A 21,133-nucleotide genomic window follows, 5' to 3' on the forward strand; every position below is an offset into this window, starting at 1 on the left:
TGGTCAGCCGCGTGCGACCGCCGGTCGCGGTCGCAGCGGCGCAGGCAGCCACGCCAGCAGTGGGTCCGGCATACGGTCGACGATCCCGCCGACGGGGTCGTCGACGAAGTCGCGCCGCACCAAGTCCTCCTCGGGGCGGTAGATCTGGCGCACGATCAGGGCGCACAGTCCGAGTACCGCCAGATCACGCAGGGCGACGGTGCCGGTGAACCACTGCTCGGGCAGGCCCTTGCGGTCCAAGCCGAGGTAGTAGAACATACGCGGCACCCAGACCAGCGCGTCGATGGTCATCCAGGCCAGCAGGATGCGCCGGTGCGGCAACGCCAGGACGGCCAGCGGCACCAGCCACAGCGAATACTGCGGACTCCACACCTTGTTCGTCAGCAGGAACGCCGCGACCACGAGGAAACACAACTGCGCCAGCCGCGGTCGCTGCGGCGCCGTGAGGCCGATGTAGGCGATCACCGCGCAGGCCGCGACGAACGCCAACAGCGAGACGGCGTTCAGGATGGCGGGTTGCTCCCCGTGGGTCAGCACGCCGTCGAAGCCGGGCCAGCCGGTGAACGAGGAGATCACGTTGTAGATCGAGTCCGGGTCGGCATGCCGGGTGGTGTTGAGCCGGAAGAATTCCCGCCAGCCGTTCGGGAACAGCGCGGCGATCGGCAGGTTCACCGCCAGCCAGGTGGCCAGCGCGGCGCATACGGTGACGGACGCGGCGCCGAGCGGACGGGCGCTGAGAAATTGGACGCGGTAGGGCGTCTCGCGCACCCACGCCAGGAAGGCGGGCCAGCTGTCGATATCGCGGATCCGCAGGCCGAGGTGCGTGCGCGGCGTGCGTTGCATCGTCTCGGTGCGCAGGCACAGCACGACGATCGGACCGAGCAGCAGCAGAGGATACAGCTTGGCGGCGCCGCCCAGACCGAGCAGGATTCCCGCGAGCACGGGTTTGCGCCGGGCCCAGGCGAGCAGGCCGGTCGCGGCGAAGGCCGTCGCGAGCGCGTCGAAATTGGTGAACGCGTGCACGATCACCAACGGTGAACAGGCGATCAGCGCCGCGTCCCAGATCCGGCGGCCGGACAGCAGCGCCGACGCCCAGACCGTGATCAACCAGGCCATCGCCAGGCCGAACGCGACGACGTTGAAGTAGATCACCACCTGCAACGCGCCGGGCAGCGGCGCGGCGTCCCAGCTCTTCGCGATCCGCATCGAGAAGTACTGGTACAGGCCCGAGAGCACCGGATACTCCATGTATCGCGTCTCCCGCCCGCCGTCGGGAGTCTGCTCTGTCCATTGCTTCTTGTACGGGAAGGCGCCTTCGTTCAGCCGTTCCGCGCCGTAGAGCGGAACGGTGTCCGAGTAACACATCGCCAGGTACTGGCGGCCGTTGTTCCAGTCGAGGGTCGGGCCGTCCGCGCCATCGGTCTGCTGGAGGCATCCCGCCTTGCCGAACCAGCCGAGTGCCAGGAACACCACGGTGAACGCCAGCAGCACTCGCATGGGCGTCCAGAACCGCACCCGCCCGATCAGCGCATGATCACCGACCGGCCCGCCGATCACCGTGGACAGTTGCGCGGCGAGGGATTCGTTGCGGCTCGGCCGGTCGCGCGCGTCCGCCGATCGCAGATCGGAGGCGAGCGGAGCGGGAGCGGCGTAGTACGCCCCACCGGGCACCATCTTCTGGTCCGACAGCGGCGCCCTCCCATTCCTCCGTGGCTCCACCAACTGCTGATCGGTCACGGAACCCGAGGCTACCCGGAGGGCGCCGCGCGGTCCGGATCGACTCGGGCACCGACCGCCTCGGCACCACAGCGCATGCCGACCACCGGGTTCGTCGAAAGGGAGGCGACACGCAGGCCGGGGCCGACCATGGTGCGGTCGGCCCCGGCCTGCGACGAGGATCTATCGACCTCGGGTGGGCGCTGTTCCGCTCGTACCTTCGCCGTTCCCCGAGTTGCCGCTGTTGCCCGGTCTCGGTGAGCCGGTGGCGGTCGGCGAGGAACCGTCGGTCGGTGCGACCGGCTGGCCGGGCAGCGGGCCCGAGTCCGACTCACGTTGCTGTTGCGGACGCTGTTGCTGCGGTGCGGGCTGGACGCCGGGCACCGGGATGGTGATACCGGGCAGGATCTCCACCTGGGTCGGCGCGACCACGACCGGCGGCAGCAGGGGGGAGTCGACGGTGGTGGGCGGGGTGTAGGGCGCCGACCACTCGGGGACACCGGCCTGGCCCTTGATCGGCGCGGGCTTCGGGAACGTCTCGTTGCGGGTGCCCGAGAGCGCGCCGTCCATTGTCGCCTTCCAGATGTCGGAAGGCAGACCCGAGCCGTAGATCATGCCGCCGCCGTAGTTGCGCAGCGGAGAGTTGTCGACGCTGCCGACCCACACTGCGGTGGACAGCGAGGGGGTGTAGCCGACCATCCAGGCGTCCTTGTTCTCGCCCGTGTCCAGCAGCTGCGCGGTGCCGGTCTTGGCGGCCGACTCGCGCCCGTTGGCCAGTCCGTGGTTGCGGGAGTAGCCTGCGATCGGCTTCATCGCGGCGGTGACGTTGTCGGCCACCGCGGCCGAGACGCGCTGCTCACCGGCCACTTCGCCGCGATCGAGCAGCACCTGGCCGTCGGCGGTCACCACCTTGGTCACGAAATGCGGCGCGTGGTAGACGCCGGAGGCGGCGAGCGTCGCGTAGGCGGAGGCCATGTCCAGCGGCCGGGCCTGGTACTGACCGAGCACGATGCCGTTGTTCGGCCCGGAGCCGTCCGACTCGGTCAGGGTCTTGCCCACACCCGGGATGGTGTCCGGGATGCCCAGCCGGTGACCCATGTCGGCGATCTTCTGCGGACCGTTCTGCATGTCCAGCTGCATCCGGTAGAAGCTGGTGTTCAGCGACCGCTTGAGCGCTTCGGCGATGGTGCACATGCCGCACTGCTCACCTTCGACGTTGCTGATCTTGATGCCGTTCACCGTGAGTGGCGAGCTGTCGTACATCTGCGACAGTGGAATGCCCTGCTCCAGGTTGGCCGCGAGGCCGATGACCTTGAACGACGAACCGGTCTGCAAACCGGCGTTGGCGTAGTCGTAGCCTTGGCCGTCGTTGCCGCCGTAGTAGGCGCGCACCGCGCCGGTGTGCGGATCGATCGAGACCACCGCTGTGCGCAGCTGCTCCGGCTCGCCTTGCATCTTCGACGTGGCGGCGTCGACCGCCGCCTGCTGCGCCTTCGGGTCGATCGTGGTGGTGATCTGCAGTCCCGAGGTGTTCAGCTGCTGCTCGCTGATGCCCGCCGCCGCGAGTTCCTTGAGCACCTGGGTCTTGATCAGGCCTTCGGGGCCGGAGTCCTGCTCCTTGTCCTGGGTGGAGGCGAGGGACACGACCTGCGGGTACTGCAGGCTCTGCCGCTCGCCCGCGCTCAGGTTGCCCGCGGAGACCATGCCGTCGAGCACGTAGTTCCAGCGTGTCTTCGCGCCCTCCGGGTTCTTCTCCGGGTCCAGGCTGGAGGGCAACTGGATGGTGGCGGCCAGCACCGCGCCCTCGGCGACGGTCAGTTCCTGCACGGGCTTGCCGAAGTACGCCTTGGACGCCGCGTCGATGCCGTACGCGCCGCGACCGAAGTAGATGGTGTTCAGGTACGCCGCGAGGATCTCGTCCTTGCTCCACTGCCGCGCCATCTTGGCCGAGATGACCAGCTCGTGCATCTTGCGGGTCAGCGAGTGCTCGTCACCGACCAGCGCGTTCTTCACGTACTGCTGGGTGATCGTCGAACCACCGCCCGCGCTCTCCTTGCCGAGGACGTTGTCCCTGGCGGCACGCGCGAAGCCGGAGATCGAGAAGCCGGGGTTGGTGTAGAAGTCCCGGTCCTCTGCGGCCATCACCGCGTTGCGGACGTGCGGCGGGATCTGCTCGATGGTGACGTCGGTCCGGTTGCCTTCCGGCGGCACCACTTTGCTGATCACCGTGTCACCGTCGGAGGCGAGGATGGTCGCCACCTGGTTGGTCTTCAGATCTCCCGGCTGCGGCACCGACACCGTGGTGTACGCGGCGAGGAAGATGCCGCTGGGCAGCAGGATGGCCAACGCGATCAGGACGTAGAGGGTGCGCCGCACGATGCGCCACGGCGACTTCTTCTTCTGCGCCGGCCGCCTGCCCGGCCCATCGGAGCCGTCACCGTTGCCGCCGCCACGGCGCGGCGGCGGACCCGACGGCGGGCCGCCCGCGGTCTGCCTGCGTTCGCCGGTGGAGGGTCCACTGCCCGGGACGCGACGTCCCTCACGGTCCACCGCCGGACGCGCACCGGTGGCCGGACGCGGGCCGGTGGAGGGGCCGCGCCGGTCACGGTCGGCCACCGCCTCGGTCAGCGAGCCCGGCCGCTGGATCCGCTGGGTCTGCTGCGGGCCGGGAGCGCCGCCGGCGGGTACGCCGCGATTGGGCTGCGGCGGCCTGCCCGGCTGCGGCGGACGGCCACCCTGTGGCGGTCGTCCCTGCGGCGGGGGGCCGGGACGGCGCGGCGCCTGTGGGCCGCGTGGCTCACCGGGGATGGGACGCCCCCCGGGCGGCGGAACCGGCCGGGCGCCAGGCGGCGGGCCGGGACGGGGATTCTGGTACGGGTTGGGACTTGGACGTGAACTCTGTGGAGGACGGCCGCCATGTGGCTCATCGCCGTAGGGGGAAGTCTCGTAGGGCGAATTCACTGACAAGATCTCCATAACTCGTAGCGGTCCAAGTGGCTATCAGCGGTAGTCGTCACCGCGGCGGACGCATGCCGGCTCCGCGAGTCACCCGACGGGCGAATGACCTGGCACTTCATTCGGCGGCGGTGCGCCGGTTCGCGCGTGTCCCGGTGCGGCGGCGTGGCGGCGCAGGCGTGGAACCGAGCACATAGGACTGCACCAGATGATTCCAGCTGCAGGTCCTGCATACCTCGACGACATGGACCGAGAACTCCTCGCGCGTCTCGGCGAGGCGCACGAGTTCCTCGGGTGTGCGAGCCGATCCGGCGACCGGCCCGAGGCCGTCGCCGAAGACCCAGGATACGAGGGTCAGTTGTTCCTTCCGGCAGATGGGGCATGTGACCTCACTCCCCCGACCGTGGAACTTCGCCGCACGTAAGAGGTAGGGATTCGCATCACACACCTCGGCGACATCGACTCGGCCCGCATAGACGTCAGCCAGCAGCGACCGGCGCCGGAGGGCGTAGTCGACAACTTGCCGCTGAATTCGCACGAGAACCAGAGTAGCGGTGTTGGAATCGGCCCGCCCCGGGCTGTGCGGATTGACCGGCTCCGGCGGGTGCCGGATCCGGCGCGTCGCGCCGTTATCCGGATTACGATCCGTCTGTGTCCACCGCAGCATCCGGGCGCACGCGAGCGCGTGACCTCGACCGCGCCACCGCGTCCAGCCTGCTGGATGCCGCCTACGCCGAGGGCCAGCTCGGCGCCGACGAATATCACGACCGGATCGCGCAGGCCGCGGCGGCGAAAACGCTCGGCGAGCTGGCCGCGCTCACCGCCGATCTGCAAGCCCCCGCCGCGGCGCGCGGGTTCACCGCGCAGCGCTCGTCGGCCACGCGAAAAGTCCTGCGCCGCTCGGCATCTGGCGGAAGTTATCCCGATCACACCCGGGCGCGCGATGCCGATCGCGCCACTACTCGCGACCTGCTCGACTCCGCCCGCGCCGACGGCCAGCTGTCCGAAGAGGAGCACGACACCCTCACCGAACTCGCCGCGGAGGCGCGCACCCTGGGCGATCTGAAGGATCTGGTCTCGGACTTGCAGCGGTCCCGCGATACCGCCCCCGCGCCGCGGCCGCCGCGTTCGCGTCGCCGTCAGTGGTACGTGGGTGCGGTGACCGTGTCCGCGGTGCTGGCCGCCTGCGCCGGATATCTCGCGGTCACCCGGGAGGCGGAGGCACCGCGACCGGCGGCGCAAGCCCTGCCCGCGCTGGACCAAGGGGCGGTGCAGCCGTTGGTGATCCCCACACCGAGCCCGCACACCACCGACGGAATCGCCACATTCCTACGGAACTACCAGCGGAAATTCGGCGACCTCCAAGTCGACGAGCTGTATATGCACGAAAATTACGCCACGCTCGTCCGGGCGGTGCCGGGCCAGCCGAACCGGAAGGTCTCCTACGACTACCGCGGTGGGTTCGCCCAGTCCGGGAAGATCGAGACGCGCAAGGCCGACACACCCTCGGTGGATCTGGGCACGTTGAACGCGGACGCGATCGGCCGGGCGCTCGCCGACGCGGCCACGATCACCCGGGTGCCGGGCGGCGCTGTGTCGCATTTCATGGTGAGCGCGAACGGCGACAGGGGCTCCGCCGAACCAACCGTCACCGTGCACGTGAACAACCCGGTCAGGGAGAGCGGCTACTTCACGCTGACCCCGGCGGGCGAGATCCGCCTCGTCCGGCCGTTCAAGGGATAGGCGATGGCGACCACCCGATACAGCGGCATCCGCGCCCGCGACACCGACCGCGCCGACGTGTGCGGCCTGCTCGACGCCGCGCTGGCCGATGGCCAACTCACCGCGGGCGAGCACGCCGCGCGGACCACCGAGGCGATGCGAGCCAAATCCTTCGGCGAACTCGACGCGCTGATCGGCGATCTACAGATTCCAGGCGAACTCGCGAACGCCCCGGTGGTCCGCGTCGACCGCAGGCGGCCGCGGCGCTGGCTGGCGCCGGTCTACACGATCGCTGCCGCCCTGGTCGCCGGTGCGATGGTGGGCGCGATCAGTCGTTGCGGCATCGATCTGCCCGGGTCGTCGGAGAAGGTCCCCGATATGACCACCGGGGCAGGTCTGGCCTACTTCCTCGCGGAGTACCGGGCCGAGTTCGGCGACCTGATCGCCGACGATGTCACGCTGTACCCGAAGTACGTCATCGTGGCTCGGCAGCAGCCCGGCAACGAGTCGCAGACCGGCGACTACTACTACAACGGCGACTTCCGCACCTCGCGGACCTCCGAGCGCAAAACGGGGACGCGCACCTTCGACCTCGCCGCCATCGACGTGCCCGCCATCGCCCGGCTGCTGGCCGGCGCGCGGCAGACGGTGCGGTGCCCGGACGGCGAGATCAGCCACGTCGGCTTGGAGTTCGACACACCCGACGCGGCCGATCGCGGTCCCGTGGCGAATATCTACGTGAAGTGCAAAGGCGGCGCGTCCGGGTACGCGAAGGTCACCTTCGCGGGCGAGCCGATCGCGGTCTTCCCCGCCTCTCGCTGAATCAGCGCAACGCCCGTTCCCCGGCCACGTCTGTGCACAGATGTATCGCTCCGATATAGTGGAAAGTCGCATCCATCGGTTAGGTCTGTACAACAGTCAGGGGGTGAAGCCCGGTGCTCGAGCTGGCAATCCTCGGGCTGCTCCTCGAAGCACCCATGCACGGCTACGAACTGCGCAAGCGGTTGACCGGCCTGCTCGGGGCGTTTCGTGCCTTCTCCTACGGATCCCTCTACCCGACACTGCGCCGCATGCAGGCGGACGGGTTGATCGCCGAGGAGATCCCCGCGGGCGCGACGACTCGCCGTGCGCGGCGGGTTTACCAACTGACTCCGGCCGGGCGGGAGCGGTTCAGCGAGTTGCTCGCCGACACCGGACCGCAGAACTACACCGACGACGGCTTCGGCGTTCATCTGGCCTTCTTCAGCCGCACCCCCGCGGAAGCGCGGATGCGGATCCTGGAGGGCAGGCGGCGTCAGGTCGAGGAGCGCCGAGAGGGGCTCCGGGAGGCGATCAAGAAGGCCAGCGGTTCGCTGGATCGCTACACCCGGCAGCTCCATCAACTCGGACTCGAATCAAGCGAGCGCGAAGTGCGCTGGCTCAACGAGTTGATTGCGGCGGAGCAATCGACGAAGGCGGCACCACAGAAAGAGGGAAATACCGGCCATGAGTGACATCGAGAAGGCTGACAACGCCACAGAGGTTCGCGTCGCCATCGTAGGTGTGGGAAACTGCGCCTCTTCGCTGGTCCAGGGCGTGCAGTACTACCGGGACGCGGACGAGTCCGCGACCGTTCCCGGTCTGATGCACGTACGGTTCGGGCCCTACCACGTCCGCGACGTCAAGTTCGTCGCCGCGTTCGACGTGGACGCGAAGAAGGTCGGCTTCGACCTGGCCGAGGCCATCTTCGCCAGCGAGAACAACACCATCAAGATCTCCGATGTGCCGCCCAGCGACGTCGTCGTGCAGCGCGGCCCGACCCTCGACGGCATCGGCAAGTACTACGCGGAGACCATCGAGCTGTCCGAGGCCGAGCCGGTCGACGTGGTGCGGGTACTGAAGGACAACAACGTCGACGTGCTGGTGTCCTACCTGCCGGTGGGTTCGGAGGAAGCCGACAAGTTCTACGCGCAGTGCGCGATCGACGCGGGTGTCGCGTTCGTCAACGCGCTGCCGGTGTTCATCGCCTCCGACCCGGTCTGGGCGGAGAAGTTCACGAAGGCCGGTGTCCCGATCGTCGGTGACGACATCAAGAGCCAGGTCGGCGCGACCATCACCCACCGCGTGATGGCCAAGCTGTTCGAGGATCGCGGCGTGCAGCTCGACCGCACCATGCAGCTCAACGTCGGCGGCAACATGGACTTCAAGAACATGCTCGAGCGTGAGCGCCTGGAATCGAAGAAGATCTCCAAGACCCAGGCCGTCACCAGCAACCTCAAGAAGGAGCTCGGCGCCAACGACGTGCACATCGGCCCGTCCGATCACGTGGGCTGGCTCGACGACCGCAAGTGGGCCTACGTCCGCTTGGAGGGCCGCGCCTTCGGTGACGTGCCGCTGAACCTGGAGTACAAGCTCGAGGTCTGGGACTCGCCGAACTCCGCAGGCATCATCATCGACGCGGTGCGCGCGGCGAAGATCGCCAAGGACCGCGGCATCGGCGGACCGGTCATCCCGGCCTCGGCCTACCTGATGAAGTCCCCGCCGCAGCAGCTGGCCGACGACATCGCGCGCACCCAGCTGGAAGCTTTCATCATCGGCGCGGAGTAATTCGGCAGACCGACGCAAGCCGGCCGGAGGCGATGCCTCCGGCCGGCTGCGTTGGTACGACGTCCGCGCTAGTCCAGGGAGACGTAGACCTCCACCGACGCCGGGCCGGTGTAGCGCTCTACCTCGGCGGTGTGAGAACGGGTGATGGTTCCCGCGTTCTCGGCCTTCGCCACCTGCGCCCACGCGGTGCGCAGCAGGTCGTAGGGCTTGTCGGCGACGACGAATTTGGCGTAGCGGCCCTGCGGGATGATGGTGAGCACATCGCCCGGGTCCAACTCGTCCATCCCGCCGATCTCGTAGCCGAGCACCGCGACGGCGTGATCGTTCTGGCCGATGTAGGCGGCCACCCGCGGCACGGTCTTCTCCCGCGCCAGATACCGGTCCCACGTGAAGTTCACCAGGTCGAGGTCACGCGCGGTCACCTCACGGCCGGCCAGCGGCACGGTCAGGCCGGCGACCATGCTCTGCGGCAAAGTGACGATCTCGAAGTCCACTGTCTGTTCCTACCCGTTGCCCTGATCGTCTGCCAATGCCACGAAGACTTCCACCGTTCGCGCGTCCGGATAGTGTTCCCAGTCGCCGGTATAGGCGCGCAGGAGCCGCCCCGCGGCCTCCGCGTCCCAGACCGCTCGCCAGATGCTCACAATGGTGTCGCCGAGATTGTCGCCGCTGGCGATGAACCGGGCGAAGCGCCCGGCGGGCACCCGGGCGAGCACGTCGCCGGGCTGCAGGTCGGCCAAGCTGTGGCAGCGGTAGCCGACGATATGGGTCAGGTACGAATTGATCTCCGGCGCGTGGTCGACGTACGCCGTGGTGGGCGGTCCGGGCAGCTTGCGGGCCAGGTTGCGCTTCCACGCCTCTTCGACTTTCGCGCGGCGCGGCCCCTCGACCGCGAGCGCGGGGCTGCGAAGCACTGTTCCCGCCACCAGCGTCTCGGGTTGGTCAACGACATTGAAATCCACCGGCGTAGCCCCTATGTCTCGTCTGTCTTCAATTGGCGTCGCTCCCGGTGCCCTCCATGGTGCGCAGGCTACCGCCTCCGGGCCCGCCGCTCGCGCCGCGCTGTCGTCGCTCGAGCGCATATCCTTCCGCATCGTTTCCGCGGTTTCGGCGTCGGCCCGTTCCGACGCACTCGCTGTTCGCTCTCACTCTGGCAAACGATGCTGCCATGTCATGCGTTCCGCCGGGCCACGGAAGGTCACAGCATCATCGCTATCCAGGAACCGGAATGCTCAGGCCCGGAAAAATCTCCACCTCCCTGGGCGGTTGCGGGCTGGACGGGATGATCACGGCGGGTTCGCGCTGCGGTGACTGCTGCGGCGGATTGAGGATGTCGTAGGGGCCGCCCGAGGGAGGCTTGCTCTGATTCGGCCGGTCCGGGGCCCGCGTCCCAGGGAACTGTTCGATGGGCGTGCCGTCGAGCGCGTCGTCCATCACCTGTTTCCAGATGTCGGCGGGCAGGCCGGAGCCGTAGATGTCGGCGCCGCGCGCGGTGCGGATCGGCTGGGACTGCTCGGTTCCGATCCATACTGCCGTGGACAGCGACGGGGTGAACCCGATCATCCACGCGTCCTTGTTCAGATCGCTCGTACCGAGTTGCGTGGTACCGGTTTTGGCGGCCGAGGGACGGTTGTTCTTCAGCGCGTGCCCATTGGAGTAGGCCGCGATCGGGAGCATCGCCTCGGTGGTGTTCTCCGCGATCTTGCGGGGGAAGCTCTGCCTGCCCTCGGGCAGTTGTTCACCGACCTGCTGGTCCGGGCCGCGATCCAGGAGCACCCGCCCGTCACCGGTCACCACGCGCTGTACGAAATAGGGCCGGTGATAGACGCCCGACGCGCCGATCGTGGCGTAGGCCGAGGCCATGTCGATGGGCCGGACCGAATACTGCCCGAGGACGATCCCGTTCAGCGGTCGCCCGCCTTCCTCGGTGAGGGTCTTGCCCGGTACGCCCGGCAGTTCCTCCGGTATGCCCGCCGCGTGCGCCGCGTCCGCGATCGCCTGCGGGCCGTCGAACATCGTCATGGTCAACCGGTAGAAGCTGGTGTTCAGCGAGCGCTTCAGCGCCTCCGCCATGGTGCACTTGCCGCACGATTCGCCGTCCACGTTGGTGATCCGGGTACCGCGGTCGGTCACGGGGGAGCTGTCCAGCACGCGGGACAGCGGGATGCTCTGCTGCTGCGCGGCGATCGCCGCGAAGACCTTGAACGCCGACCCGGTCTGCAACGGCGCCTGGGCGAAATCGAAGCCGATACCGTCGTAGCCGCCGAAGTACGCGCGCACCGCGCCGGAGCGCGGGTCGATCGACACCACCGCGGCGCGCAGTTCCGGTGGCTGCGCACCGAGCCGGTCGCGCACCGCGCCCAGCACCGCCTGCTGCGCCCTGGTGTCGATGGTGGTGGTGATCTGCAACGCGCCCTTGTTCAAGTCGCGCTCACTGATGCCGGAGTCGCGCAGTTCGCGCACCACCTGGTTGCGGATCAGGCCCTCGGGGCCGCGGGTCACATTGTCGTCCGGGATCTGGGTGAGCGGGATGATCGGCGGAAAGACGGTCGCGTCGCGATCGCCCGGCGCCAGCGCGCCCATCTCCACCATTCCGTCGAGCACGTAGCGCCAGCGCGCTTTGAGGTCCGCGAGGTGGGTTTCCGGGTCGAGGATCGAGGGCGTCCGGATCAGCGCCGCGATCACCGCGCCCTCCGCGAGGGTCAGCTGGTCGACTTGTTTGTCGAAGTAGACCTTGGCCGCCGCGGCGATGCCGTAGGACCCCCGGCCGTAGTAGATGGTGTTGAGGTACGCGGCGAGGATGTCGTCTTTACTCCACTGCCGCGCCATCTTCGCCGCGATGATCAGTTCGCGCATCTTGCGGGTGACGGTGCGCTCGGAGCCGAGGAACGCGTTCTTGACGTACTGCTGGGTGATCGTGGAGCCGCCACCCGCGTTGTCCTTGCCGAGCAGGTTGTCCCGTGCGGCACGCAGGAAGCCGGAAGTCGAATAACCGGGATTGGTGTAGAAATTGCGGTCCTCCGCCGACAGCACAGCGTCGCGTACCGGCCGCGGCACATCGGACAATGGAACCGGTGTCCGGTTTCCATCCGGCGGAACGATTTTCGCGAGCACGGTGCTGCTGTCGGAGGCGAAGATGGTCGCGATCTGATTCGTCTGCACCGCATTCGGATCCGGGATCTCGGCGCTCCAGTACGCCAGGACGGACAGCAGCGCGGGCACCACGCCGAAGAGGATGAACAAGGCGAGCAGCAGGCGACGGATACGTTCGGCTCTGCTGCGCGGCGGCCGATCCGGCTGCGCCGGACGCGGGGTGGGCGGCCGTGATTTCCGGCGGGCCGCCGCGCGTTCGCGCCGGTCGCGTGCGTCCCGCTTCGCCGCATCCGGCCGCTGCGTCCAGCCCGCGATCGAGGCATACGGTGCGGTCGGGGGAGCCCCCTTGGCGCCGCGTCCACGTCCTCGCGGTTTGCGGAACGAGCTCACGATCATCTCCTCCCGGAGCGCCGGACGAACTCACCTGCACGAACGAACGGAAAAGAGCGTCGAAAGCCAGAGTTTACCGTGTTCTCTCACAAGCGGCTTTCCACTTTCCGGCCCGTCCGCACGCACCAGCGCGGCGATGTGCGACTCACTGTGCGGGGCGCCGGCTCGCTGCGACCGCCCCGGAAGGCTCAGCTCTTCACGCCGCCCGCGGTCAGGCCGGAGATGATGCGGCGCTGGAAGAGCAGGACCATGACGACCAGCGGGATGGTGACGATGGTGCCTGCCGCCATGATCGCCGCGTACGGCTGGACCAGCGGGTTGTTGCCGGAGAAGCGGGCGATCGCGACGGTGACCGGTTCGGTCTTGTCGCTGGAAAGCAAACGCGCGAGCAGGTATTCGTTGACCGCGGCGATGAACGCGAGGATCGCGGTGGTGAACACGGCGGGAGCGGCCAAGGGCAGCATCACCAGGCGGAAGGCCTGCAACTTGGTGGCGCCGTCGATCCGGGCGGCTTCTTCGAGTTCCCACGGCAGTTCGGCGAAGAAGGACGCGAGGATGTAGACCGTCATCGGCAGCACGAACGAGATGTTCGGGATGATCATCGCCTGGTACTCGCCGATCCAGCCGAGGTTGGTGAACAGCTGGAACAGCGGGGTCACCAGCACGACCACCGGGAACATCGAGGCGCTGAGGATCAGGCCGGACACCACGTACTTGCCGTGGAAGGTGAGCCGTGCCAGCGCGTACGCGGCGAGCACGCCGATCACCAGCGCGATCGCCGTCGTGATGGAGCCGATGACGATGCTGTTGACCAGCGCCTTGCCGAAGTTGTTGCCGCGGCTGGTGTCGAACGCGTTGCGGAAGTTCTCCAGCGTGACGTGCGTCGGCCACGGAGTGTTGTCGAAGGTGTAGTCGGGGTCGCGGAACGCGGTGACCGCCATCCAGTAGAACGGCGCGAGACCCCAGACCAGCACGATCAGCGCGCCGAGGTACAGGCGAACCGAACCGAGTCGTCTGGTCCACGGAACCGGCCGCGCGGCGGACTTGTCGGTCGCCGGTTTTTGCGCCGTCTGCACGGACATCAGTGCGCCTCCCGCTGTTCTTCCTGGGTGCGAACCGCGTTCGCGCCGAGGATCTTCACCAGCACGAACGCCACGGCGAAGATCAAAAGGAAGGTGATCGTGGACAACGCGGCCGCGCTGTTGGGGCCTTGCCGGACCTGATCGACCACCAGGATCGACACCGTGCGGGTGGACGGGTTGCCCAGCGTCATGATCGCGGGCAGGTCGTACATCCGCAGGGCGTCCATGGTCCGGAACAGCACCGCGACCAGGAGGGCGGGCTTCAGCAGGGGCAGGGTGATCTGGGTGAACCGCTGCCAGGCCGACGCGCCGTCGACGCGAGCCGCCTCGTACACGTCGGCCGGGATCACTTGCAGTCCGGCCAGCAGCAGCAGCGCCATGAACGGCGTGGTCTTCCAGACGTCGGCCGCGATCACCGCGAACCGGGCGGGCCACGCGTCGGAGGTCCACAGGATGTGCGTGCCGAGTACGCGGTTCACCACGCCGTCGTACTGGAACATGAACTCCCACAACCGCGCGGTGACGGCGGTCGGGATGGCCCACGGAATCAGCACGGCCGCGCGCAGCAGCGCCCTGCCGCGGAAGGTCTTGCCCATCACCATGGCCATGCCGAGGCCGAGCGTCGCTTCGAACGCGACGGTGACGACCGTGAAGAACAGGGTGACCCCGATGGCCACCCAGAATTGCGAGCCGAGGTTGCCGGTCGGGCAGGCCACCGTCTCGCCGGTGGCGACCTGGCACTGTTGCAGCAGCCAGTGCGTGTAGTTCGCGAAGCCGGCGTTGCCGCCTTCGACGAACATGCCGGTCGCCGGGTCGAGGCCGGGGTCCTTCTGGAAGGACATCCACAGCGCCCGGATCACGGGATACCCGATGACGACCGCGAGCGCGATCAGCACGGGCGTGACGAACACCCAGGCTTTCCCGGATCGTCGCAATTCCAGGGCCGTCCTGGCGGCGAAGCCGCGCCCGGCCGGAACGAACTCGTCGTCTTTCGGCACGCTAGTCGCCGTTCCCGAAGGATCCGACACCGTTTCTCTCCTGCGGGTTCGTCGGGTCCGTTGCGCTCAACCGCTCACGATCCGGCGGTTTCGATGCCCTTTTGCATCCCGGTGATCGCGTCGTCGACGGACTTGGTTCCGTTCAACGCAGCATAAGCGTTGTCCTGGATGGCCTTGCTCACCGCGGGATAAAAGGGTGTCACCGGGCGCGGCACCGCGCTGGAGATGGAGTCCTTGAGCGCGGGCAGGTACGGCATCTTCGCGATCAGCGCCGGGTCGTCGTACATGGACGCGCGCACCGAGGGCAGCGCACCCGCGGCGACGATGTGCTGCGCGTCCTCGCTGATCAGGAAGCGCAGGAAGTCCAGTGCGGTGGCCTTGTTCTTGGAGTACGCGCTGATCGCCGCGTTGTAGCCGCCGAGGGTGGAGGCGCCGACGCCGTTCTCTCCGGGCAGCGGTGCCACCGCGAACTTGTCCTTCACCGCGGAGGCCTCGCCGCCGACGTCACCGAAGGTGGACGGCCACGAGCGCAGGAACATCAACTTGCCCTGCGCGAAGGCGTTGCTGGACTCGGGCTCCTTGAAGGTGATGGCCTCTTTGGGGATGTCGCCGTTGTTGTACGCGTCGACCAGGACCTTCAGTCCGGCGCGGGACTGCGCGCTGTTCACGGTGGGGGTCTTGCCGTCGGAGCCGACGAAGCTGCCGCCATAGGCGTTGATCACCTCGGCCGCGTTCACGGTCAGGCCCTCGTAGGGCGCGAACTGACCCGCGTAGCAACCGATGTTCTGCTGGCGCGCGATGGGGCACTGGGCGAGCAGTTCGTTCCAGGTCTTGGGCGGATTCGGCACCAGGTCCTTGCGGTAGAACAGCAGGCCGCCGTTGGTGTTGCGGGGCGCGGCGTAGAGCGTGTTGTTGTAGGTGGCGCTGGCGACCGGCGGGGAGAGCAGCGCGCTGGTGTCGATGGTGAAGGAGTCCTTCAGCGGCTGGATCCAACCCTTGGCGGCGAACTCGGCGGTCCACGGCACGTCCAAGGCGACCACGTCGTAGTTGGACTGCTTGGACCGCATGTGCTCGACCAGGTCGTCGTATTGCTGCGAGGCGTCGTTCGACTGTTCCTTGAACGTCACCGGCTCGTCCGGGTGCGCGGCGTTCCAGCGCTCGATCAGCTGCTTGACCGCGCCGGTCTCGGTGGTGTCCTTGCCCTCGACATAGGTGATCGGACCGCGACCGGTGAGGTTCTGGCTGGTCGGACTGCCGCCGCTGTCGCTGGAGCAGGCGCTGGTGAACGTCGCGGTCAGCAGCCCGACCGAGGCGACCGCCACCGCGGCTCGCGGCACCAGCGACGAACGTAGGGACGACACCTTCTTCACAGCCATCGCAAACACTCCAGGATCATTCGTGAGCGGCAGCACACCCTGCCGGTGCACAAGGCAAGATACATGGTGTCGATCCGGAGTGCGGGACAGTGGCGGTAGGAGCAGCTCGTGGGGCCTGTTCCCAGGATGCGCTCGGCGGTACACGCGGTGGCCACAAGGTGGTTCCGGTGATGCTGGGGCAGTTCGTAATGTCCTCCGCCACTCGATAATTCGGTGGTAGTCTCGTGCTACCGACGGGGGGTTCGTACGTTCGGTGTCCATTCCCGACAGGCGTTCGAGGTTGCACTAACTGTCTCTAGTGAGTGTGTTCCACTTCGATCTCGGTGATCGGCTCGCGGGTGGGCGGCCGTCGTTCGGAAGTGCTCTCCTCGCGGAGGGGTGCCTACACATGCAGGCAGGCACTTGCAGTTGATGGGAGTTGAGTTCGCTGCGTTGTCGCGGGGGGAGGAATTCGCGTGTCTATCGGAATTCGCGTGGCGTTATCTGCTGTGTGTGCCGGAATCACTGTTCTGGGATTCGCATCACTCGCTGCAGCCGAACCCCAAGTCTGGGGTGCCTGCGGGGTGTCGGACAACGACGCGAAAGTAGTCAGAACCTTTTCGATCACTACCGGGCCGGTGGGAGGCAAGCCGGGCACGTTGCTGTGCGGGAACAGGGACAGTGGATTCCGTCATATCAAGGATCGCCACATGGCCGAATGGGAGGGCCTGGCGGCGATCGAGCGACGCAACTGGCGCGATATCGTCGATATGGCGATCGAGAAGTCACTGTCCTCGCCGGACAAGTTCACGACGCAAGACGGCGGGAAGTTCTGCTATACAGGCCAGATCTACCTGGTCAACAAAGTGAGCGGTCAGATTGCACAGACCGTTCAACCTACGGTGATCGTTACTGGCAGTGGAAAGATCATTACGGCTTTTCCAGGAGGTGGGTGTGCACGCTGATCCGACATCAGCCGAGCTGACCGAATCGGTGGCCCGCGCCGCGCGCGGGTTGGGACTTCGCGTGGCGACCGATGAGAAGGGCGGGCTCAGGATCACGGCCCGGGGCGAGGTCGAGCTGGTGCCGCCGGTCGCGATCGAGTTCAGTGAAGAGGCGATCAGTGACTACTACGCGCGGATCGCGTCGAGGGTTCCGGATGACGAACCCGACCATACGCCCTCGAGTTGGTGGTACATGCTGATGTCCACTCACCTGTACGAGGCGCTGTACGAGATGGATCGACTCGGTGTCCCTTGCGACATCGTGATCGGGCCCAGCGGGCTCACCGCGGTACCGAGCGATCGAACGAGGTAGTTCTCGTTGGGCGGTCATCCGGGCTTCGCTCGTGCCGAAGCCGCCTGCGGTCGGACTTCGACCGGCTTCGCCCACTACGCTGGGGCGCGATGACTTCGCCGAACGCGGTTCCCGATCGGATGCTCACCCGCATCGGTGGGCTGCTGCGCAAGGCCGAGGCCACCGACAACGAGCACGAGGCCGAAGCGTTTCTCGCCGCGGCTCAGCGCCTGGCCACGAAGTCGTCCATCGACCTCGCGGTGGCGCGGGCGCACATCGCGGGACGCGAGCGCAGGCCAACGCCGGTGCAGCGGGTCATCCCGATCGGTGAGCCCGGCAAGCGCGGGTTGCGGACCTATGTGCAGTTGTTCGTCGCGATAGCGGCGGCGAACGACGTGCGCTGCGATGTCGCCCGTACTTCGACGCAGGTCTACGCGTATGGATTCGACTCCGACATCGATACCTGCGAGGCGCTCTACGCCAGCCTGCTCGTGCAGATGGTGCGCGCGTCCGACCAGTACATCAAGTCGGGCGCCTACAAATCGGCCACCGTCGAGAAGATCGTGGTGGAGAAGCGATGGGGTCGTCCGGTCCGGCGCCGGGTGCAGGCGCCGGTCGCGGGTGTGACGGCACGGCTGAACTTCCAGATGGCGTTCGCCGCGCGGATCGGGCGGCGGCTGACGGAGGTGAAAGCCGAGGTCGAAGCGGAGGTGTTGCCACGGGAAGCCGAGGCAACCGGCACGGCGCTGGCCTTGCGCGCCAAAGAGATCGAGCTGACAGACTTCTACGCCAAGACGTCGGAGGCGCGCGGCACCTGGCGCGGGCCGCAGGCGTCGGCGGGGCATTCGGCGGCCGCGCGGGCGGCGGGGGATCGAGCGGGCCGGGCCGCACGGATCGGTTCCTCGCCCGAACTCCCTGCTGCCCGGCGGAAGTTGAGCTCATCCGAGGGTGGTTGACCAGCGTGCACAACCTCGGGCGTGCGGGCGGGCGTGGCCGCGCGCCATCGGCGGGTTTCGGTAACCGGCTGGTGCCCGCTGTCGCGAGATCGGCTTCGCGACCATGACGGTGCGCGACAGCCAGCGCGCCAAGGTATACGACGCCGAGCAGTTGGTACGCGGGGTGTTCGATCGCGCCGACGAGCACGGTGCGCGCACCGTCGAACTCTACGGTTCGCAGCTCACCTTGCCGATCGAGCGACGCTTCGCCTCGGTGGAATCCGTGCAGAGCTATGCGGACAAGGTGCTGGCCCTCAATTGGATACGGGCGCGGTGGGATCGGGCCGCCGTGGCGGTGCGCGTCCGCTCGCGAGCCGGGACCGCCGCCGCGCATTACGAGGCGGCCGGGAACGTGTTAGCCGTTCCGCTGCACACCGGCGGCACCGCCTGGGCGCTGCGGGAATTGGTGATCCTGCACGAACTGGCGCATCACCTGGAGCCCGCCCCCGGGTCGGTGGCCGCGCACGGTCCGGAGTTCTGCGACCGCTATGTGGAACTGGTCGACGGCGTTATCGGTCCTGAGGCGGCGTTGCTCTTGCGGACGACAATGCTGGGCTGTGGGGTACGGATCGGATAAGCCTTCGGTGAACGGAAGCCGAGTCGGTGGTGTGTCGCCGTGCTATGGAGGCGTAGCGCGATCTCGGTGCGCATGATTCGCGGCTATCGGGGGGAAGTCGGAAACCTCACTCGCGCTGCGAGATCGGTCAGGTCGTCGGCGAGGTGCGGTGCCGCTGGCCGGGTGGGTGCCGGGCGTGATCGCGTGGGTACGCGTCGGCGGCTGGTGTCGTGATCGAAGCGGGTCGCGCGTCGTCAGTGGTGGCCCGTGGTGCGGTCGGATTGGCGCGGGTGTTGTCGCTGGGTGGATGTGCGTCGGGCCGGGGGCGCGTCGTCGGTGGGTGGCCCGTGGCGTGGCGGGATCGGCGCGGGTGTCGTCAGCGGGTGATGGGCGTCGTGATCGAAGAGGCACGCGCGCCGTCACCGGCTTCCGCGGCGCGGGAAGTGGGTTCGCGCTGTTCAGGGCGCCGGGGCTTGTTGGACCAAGGCGCTGACGCGGGCCAAGCGCTCCTGCCACCACGCGGTGCGGTCGGCATCGGGTTGGCGATGGCTTTCCATCAGCTGCGGGTCCGGCTCGGGTGGGGTGCGGAGAACGGGGAGATAACCGTCCGAGGCACGCAGCGCGCCCGGCGTCACATCGCCGGTGAGCAGGCTCAAAGTGCCGAGACCACAGGCGAAGTCGAGTTCGGGCAGCGCGCCGGCCAGCGCCAGTTGCGCGGCGAGGCCGACGCTGGTCTCCAGCGCGGAGGAGACCACACACGGCAGTCCCGCCGCCTCCGCCACTCGCAGGGCGCGCCGGACGCCGCCGAGCGGCGTGCATTTGAGGACGGCGATGTCGGCGGCCCCGGCGACCGCGACCCGCAGGGGGTCTTCGGCGCGGCGGATGGATTCGTCGGCGGCGATGCGGACGTCGACGCGGCGGCGCACCGCGGCGAGTTCCTCGATCGTCCGGCAGGGCTGTTCGACATATTCCAGCCCTCCCGCGGCCTTATCGATCCGCTGGATGTGGCGCACGGCGGTGTCGACATCCCAGACCGCGTTCGCGTCGACCCGGATCGCGCCGTTGCGGCCGAGCGCGTCGCGGACCGCCTCCACCCTGGCCAGATCCTCGGCGAGCGAGTCGGGGTGGTCGGCCACCTTCACCTTGGCGGTGCGGCAGCCGGACCGGCCCACGATCGCGTGCGCCTGCTCCGGGTCCACGGCGGGCACGGTGCAATTGATCGGAATGCGATCGCGCACCGGCTCGGGCCAGCCCGTCGTGACCTGTTCCAGGGCGGTGGCCAGCCAGGCGGCGGCCTCGCGGTCGTCGTATTCGGGGAACGGACAGAACTCGCCCCACCCGAGCGGTCCGTAGATCAGCATTCCCTCACGCACCGTGATGCCGCGGAAACGGGTGCGCATCGGAATGGCGTAGACGATGTTCTGCGCTGCGGAGTCGCTCATCGCCGCCCAGCTTATTCGGCCGCCGCCGCGGATCGGGGATTGCGCACGCGGACTCGAGTAGTTTCCCGGAGTCGCCCGGACGACCGACGCGGGATCGTTGGCGTCATGATCCAGACCGGTACCTCGCAGCCCTGGCCGCCGTACGGCATGCCGCATGGGCCCGCACATCCGCCCGCCGGGCAGCGGGCGGTGCGGACCTGGGACGTCGTGCTCGCCGTCGTGCTGTACTGCGTCGCGGCGGTCCTCGGCCTCGCCGTGGCCTACTTCACCGTCTTCTTCGCCTTCGCCACCGATCCGTGCGGGCCCGACAACTGCCGCACCGACTACCTGGGCTGGGCCTTCGTGGTGTCCTGGGGTGGCACCGCGTTCGCGATCGTCGGCGTGACCGGGATGCTCATTCTGGCCGCGGTGAAGCGCTGGTACATGTGGTATTGGCCGGTGCTTGCGATTGTGCTGATCGTCGCCTCGTTCGGCGGCGGCCTCGCCCTGGCGTCCCAGGTCTACCCGGGTAACTGAGCCGCCGAGATGCCGGGTGGCGGTGCGCCGGTCATGCTGAAGGCATGGCGTGGCATTTCCGGCGGCGAACGACCGATGCGCTGCGCGTGGCGCTGGGTTCGGTGATCGTGCTCGGATTCGGCTGGCTGATGGCGTCTTTCGTCCCGCTCTACGATGTGCTCGCGCGCGACGGCGAGGCTGGGAGTGGAGCGGGGTATCTCCCGTGGGCGCAAGTGATCGCCTGGACCGGCATCGTGGCATCGGTGCTCGCGGCGGTGTTCTCGGCGCTGGAGAAAGTGCGCGACGGCAGGCCGATCGCGTGGACCCCGCTCATCGCGATCCCGTTGATTCTCGAATCCTGGTTGGTCGGTTTCCTGATCGCGGCAGTACTCGTCTCGTACTGATCGGTCGCGACATCGGCGCGAACAGCGCAGGTCAGGTCGCGCTTCGGT

General features: G+C 68.0%; 20 protein-coding genes. 10 read left to right on the forward strand and 10 right to left on the reverse strand.

All coding sequences use genetic code 11. The annotated features are described in order from the left end of the window. Positions 1-3: 3 nt before the first annotated feature. From ACGF7Y_RS10685 to ACGF7Y_RS10695, 3 genes are all read right to left on the reverse strand, one after another. Entirely contained in the window at positions 4-1,674 is a 1,671-nt protein-coding gene (locus ACGF7Y_RS10685; protein WP_393233130.1) for a glycosyltransferase family 87 protein, read from the reverse strand. Between the two features lie 225 nt (positions 1,675-1,899). After that, positions 1,900-4,332 (reverse strand): transglycosylase domain-containing protein, encoded by a 2,433-nt coding sequence (locus tag ACGF7Y_RS10690; protein ID WP_393231878.1) that lies wholly within the window; start codon positions 4,330-4,332, stop codon positions 1,900-1,902. A 457-nt stretch (positions 4,333-4,789) separates the two neighbouring features. Further along, the gene (locus ACGF7Y_RS10695; protein WP_040871200.1) at positions 4,790-5,209 is read right to left on the reverse strand and encodes a DUF5318 domain-containing protein; all 420 of its coding nucleotides are present in this window, start codon (positions 5,207-5,209) and stop codon (positions 4,790-4,792) included. Between the two features lie 113 nt (positions 5,210-5,322). On the opposite strand from ACGF7Y_RS10695, the gene ACGF7Y_RS10700 reads away from it, so the two are divergent. The 4 genes from ACGF7Y_RS10700 to ACGF7Y_RS10715 all read left to right on the forward strand — a co-directional run bounded on the left by ACGF7Y_RS10700 (position 5,323) and on the right by ACGF7Y_RS10715 (position 8,979). After that, the gene (locus ACGF7Y_RS10700; protein WP_393231880.1) at positions 5,323-6,414 is read left to right on the forward strand and encodes a DUF1707 domain-containing protein; all 1,092 of its coding nucleotides are present in this window, start codon (positions 5,323-5,325) and stop codon (positions 6,412-6,414) included. Between the two features lie 3 nt (positions 6,415-6,417). Continuing rightward, the gene (locus ACGF7Y_RS10705; RefSeq protein ID WP_393231883.1) at positions 6,418-7,215 is read left to right on the forward strand and encodes a DUF1707 domain-containing protein; all 798 of its coding nucleotides are present in this window, start codon (positions 6,418-6,420) and stop codon (positions 7,213-7,215) included. Positions 7,216-7,328: 113 nt separating this feature from the next. Next, the gene (locus ACGF7Y_RS10710) at positions 7,329-7,886 is read left to right on the forward strand and encodes a PadR family transcriptional regulator (protein ID WP_040871180.1); all 558 of its coding nucleotides are present in this window, start codon (positions 7,329-7,331) and stop codon (positions 7,884-7,886) included. Continuing rightward, on the forward strand, positions 7,879-8,979 hold the full coding sequence (locus ACGF7Y_RS10715) for an inositol-3-phosphate synthase (RefSeq protein WP_040871179.1): 1,101 nt from the start codon (positions 7,879-7,881) through the stop codon (positions 8,977-8,979). Before ACGF7Y_RS10710 ends, ACGF7Y_RS10715 begins: the two co-directional genes overlap by 8 nt. Before the next feature lie 68 nt (positions 8,980-9,047). Here ACGF7Y_RS10715 and ACGF7Y_RS10720 read toward each other — a convergent pair whose 3' ends face one another. The 6 genes from ACGF7Y_RS10720 to ACGF7Y_RS10745 form a co-directional block, all read right to left on the reverse strand. Then, positions 9,048-9,473 carry a GyrI-like domain-containing protein gene (locus tag ACGF7Y_RS10720; RefSeq protein ID WP_393231887.1) on the reverse strand — a complete coding sequence of 142 codons (426 nt, stop codon included), beginning with the start codon at positions 9,471-9,473 and terminating at the stop codon, positions 9,048-9,050. A 9-nt stretch (positions 9,474-9,482) separates the two neighbouring features. Beyond that, a complete protein-coding gene (locus ACGF7Y_RS10725) occupies positions 9,483-9,941 on the reverse strand; it encodes a GyrI-like domain-containing protein (protein ID WP_040871176.1) in 459 nt (152 codons plus the stop codon). Positions 9,942-10,191: 250 nt separating this feature from the next. Continuing rightward, complete coding sequence (locus tag ACGF7Y_RS10730; RefSeq protein WP_393231890.1) at positions 10,192-12,468, reverse strand: transglycosylase domain-containing protein; 2,277 nt, start codon at positions 12,466-12,468, stop codon at positions 10,192-10,194. A 182-nt stretch (positions 12,469-12,650) separates the two neighbouring features. Next, entirely contained in the window at positions 12,651-13,544 is an 894-nt protein-coding gene (locus ACGF7Y_RS10735) for a carbohydrate ABC transporter permease (RefSeq protein ID WP_174315517.1), read from the reverse strand. Then, positions 13,544-14,572 carry a carbohydrate ABC transporter permease gene (locus ACGF7Y_RS10740; protein ID WP_393231893.1) on the reverse strand — a complete coding sequence of 343 codons (1,029 nt, stop codon included), beginning with the start codon at positions 14,570-14,572 and terminating at the stop codon, positions 13,544-13,546. Before ACGF7Y_RS10740 ends, ACGF7Y_RS10735 begins: the two co-directional genes overlap by 1 nt. 44 nt (positions 14,573-14,616) lie before the next feature. Beyond that, the gene (locus tag ACGF7Y_RS10745) at positions 14,617-15,918 is read right to left on the reverse strand and encodes an ABC transporter substrate-binding protein (RefSeq protein WP_393231895.1); all 1,302 of its coding nucleotides are present in this window, start codon (positions 15,916-15,918) and stop codon (positions 14,617-14,619) included. A gap of 455 nt (positions 15,919-16,373) precedes the next feature. On the opposite strand from ACGF7Y_RS10745, the gene ACGF7Y_RS10750 reads away from it, so the two are divergent. The 4 genes from ACGF7Y_RS10750 to ACGF7Y_RS10765 all read left to right on the forward strand — a co-directional run bounded on the left by ACGF7Y_RS10750 (position 16,374) and on the right by ACGF7Y_RS10765 (position 18,765). Next, the gene (locus ACGF7Y_RS10750) at positions 16,374-16,862 is read left to right on the forward strand and encodes a hypothetical protein (RefSeq protein ID WP_393231898.1); all 489 of its coding nucleotides are present in this window, start codon (positions 16,374-16,376) and stop codon (positions 16,860-16,862) included. Next, on the forward strand, positions 16,852-17,214 hold the full coding sequence (locus ACGF7Y_RS10755) for a hypothetical protein (protein WP_393231901.1): 363 nt from the start codon (positions 16,852-16,854) through the stop codon (positions 17,212-17,214). Before ACGF7Y_RS10750 ends, ACGF7Y_RS10755 begins: the two co-directional genes overlap by 11 nt. A gap of 89 nt (positions 17,215-17,303) precedes the next feature. Next, the gene (locus ACGF7Y_RS10760) at positions 17,304-18,149 is read left to right on the forward strand and encodes a DUF2786 domain-containing protein (protein WP_393231904.1); all 846 of its coding nucleotides are present in this window, start codon (positions 17,304-17,306) and stop codon (positions 18,147-18,149) included. A gap of 103 nt (positions 18,150-18,252) precedes the next feature. Then, a complete protein-coding gene (locus ACGF7Y_RS10765) occupies positions 18,253-18,765 on the forward strand; it encodes a TIGR04338 family metallohydrolase (RefSeq protein ID WP_393231906.1) in 513 nt (170 codons plus the stop codon). Positions 18,766-19,202: 437 nt separating this feature from the next. Here the strand turns inward: ACGF7Y_RS10765 and ACGF7Y_RS10770 are convergent, their stop codons facing one another. Further along, complete coding sequence (locus ACGF7Y_RS10770) at positions 19,203-20,186, reverse strand: o-succinylbenzoate synthase (RefSeq protein WP_393231909.1); 984 nt, start codon at positions 20,184-20,186, stop codon at positions 19,203-19,205. Between the two features lie 105 nt (positions 20,187-20,291). Between ACGF7Y_RS10770 and ACGF7Y_RS10775 the strand changes: the two genes are divergently transcribed. Together ACGF7Y_RS10775 and ACGF7Y_RS10780 are read left to right on the forward strand one after the other, a co-directional pair. Beyond that, the gene (locus ACGF7Y_RS10775) at positions 20,292-20,702 is read left to right on the forward strand and encodes a hypothetical protein (RefSeq protein WP_393231912.1); all 411 of its coding nucleotides are present in this window, start codon (positions 20,292-20,294) and stop codon (positions 20,700-20,702) included. Positions 20,703-20,746: 44 nt separating this feature from the next. After that, positions 20,747-21,085 carry a hypothetical protein gene (locus tag ACGF7Y_RS10780; RefSeq protein WP_063051937.1) on the forward strand — a complete coding sequence of 113 codons (339 nt, stop codon included), beginning with the start codon at positions 20,747-20,749 and terminating at the stop codon, positions 21,083-21,085. Positions 21,086-21,133 lie beyond the last annotated feature (48 nt).

The organism is Nocardia sp. NPDC047654 (assembly GCF_043205035.1).
In the GTDB taxonomy this organism is placed as follows: Bacteria; Actinomycetota; Actinomycetes; order Mycobacteriales; family Mycobacteriaceae; genus Nocardia.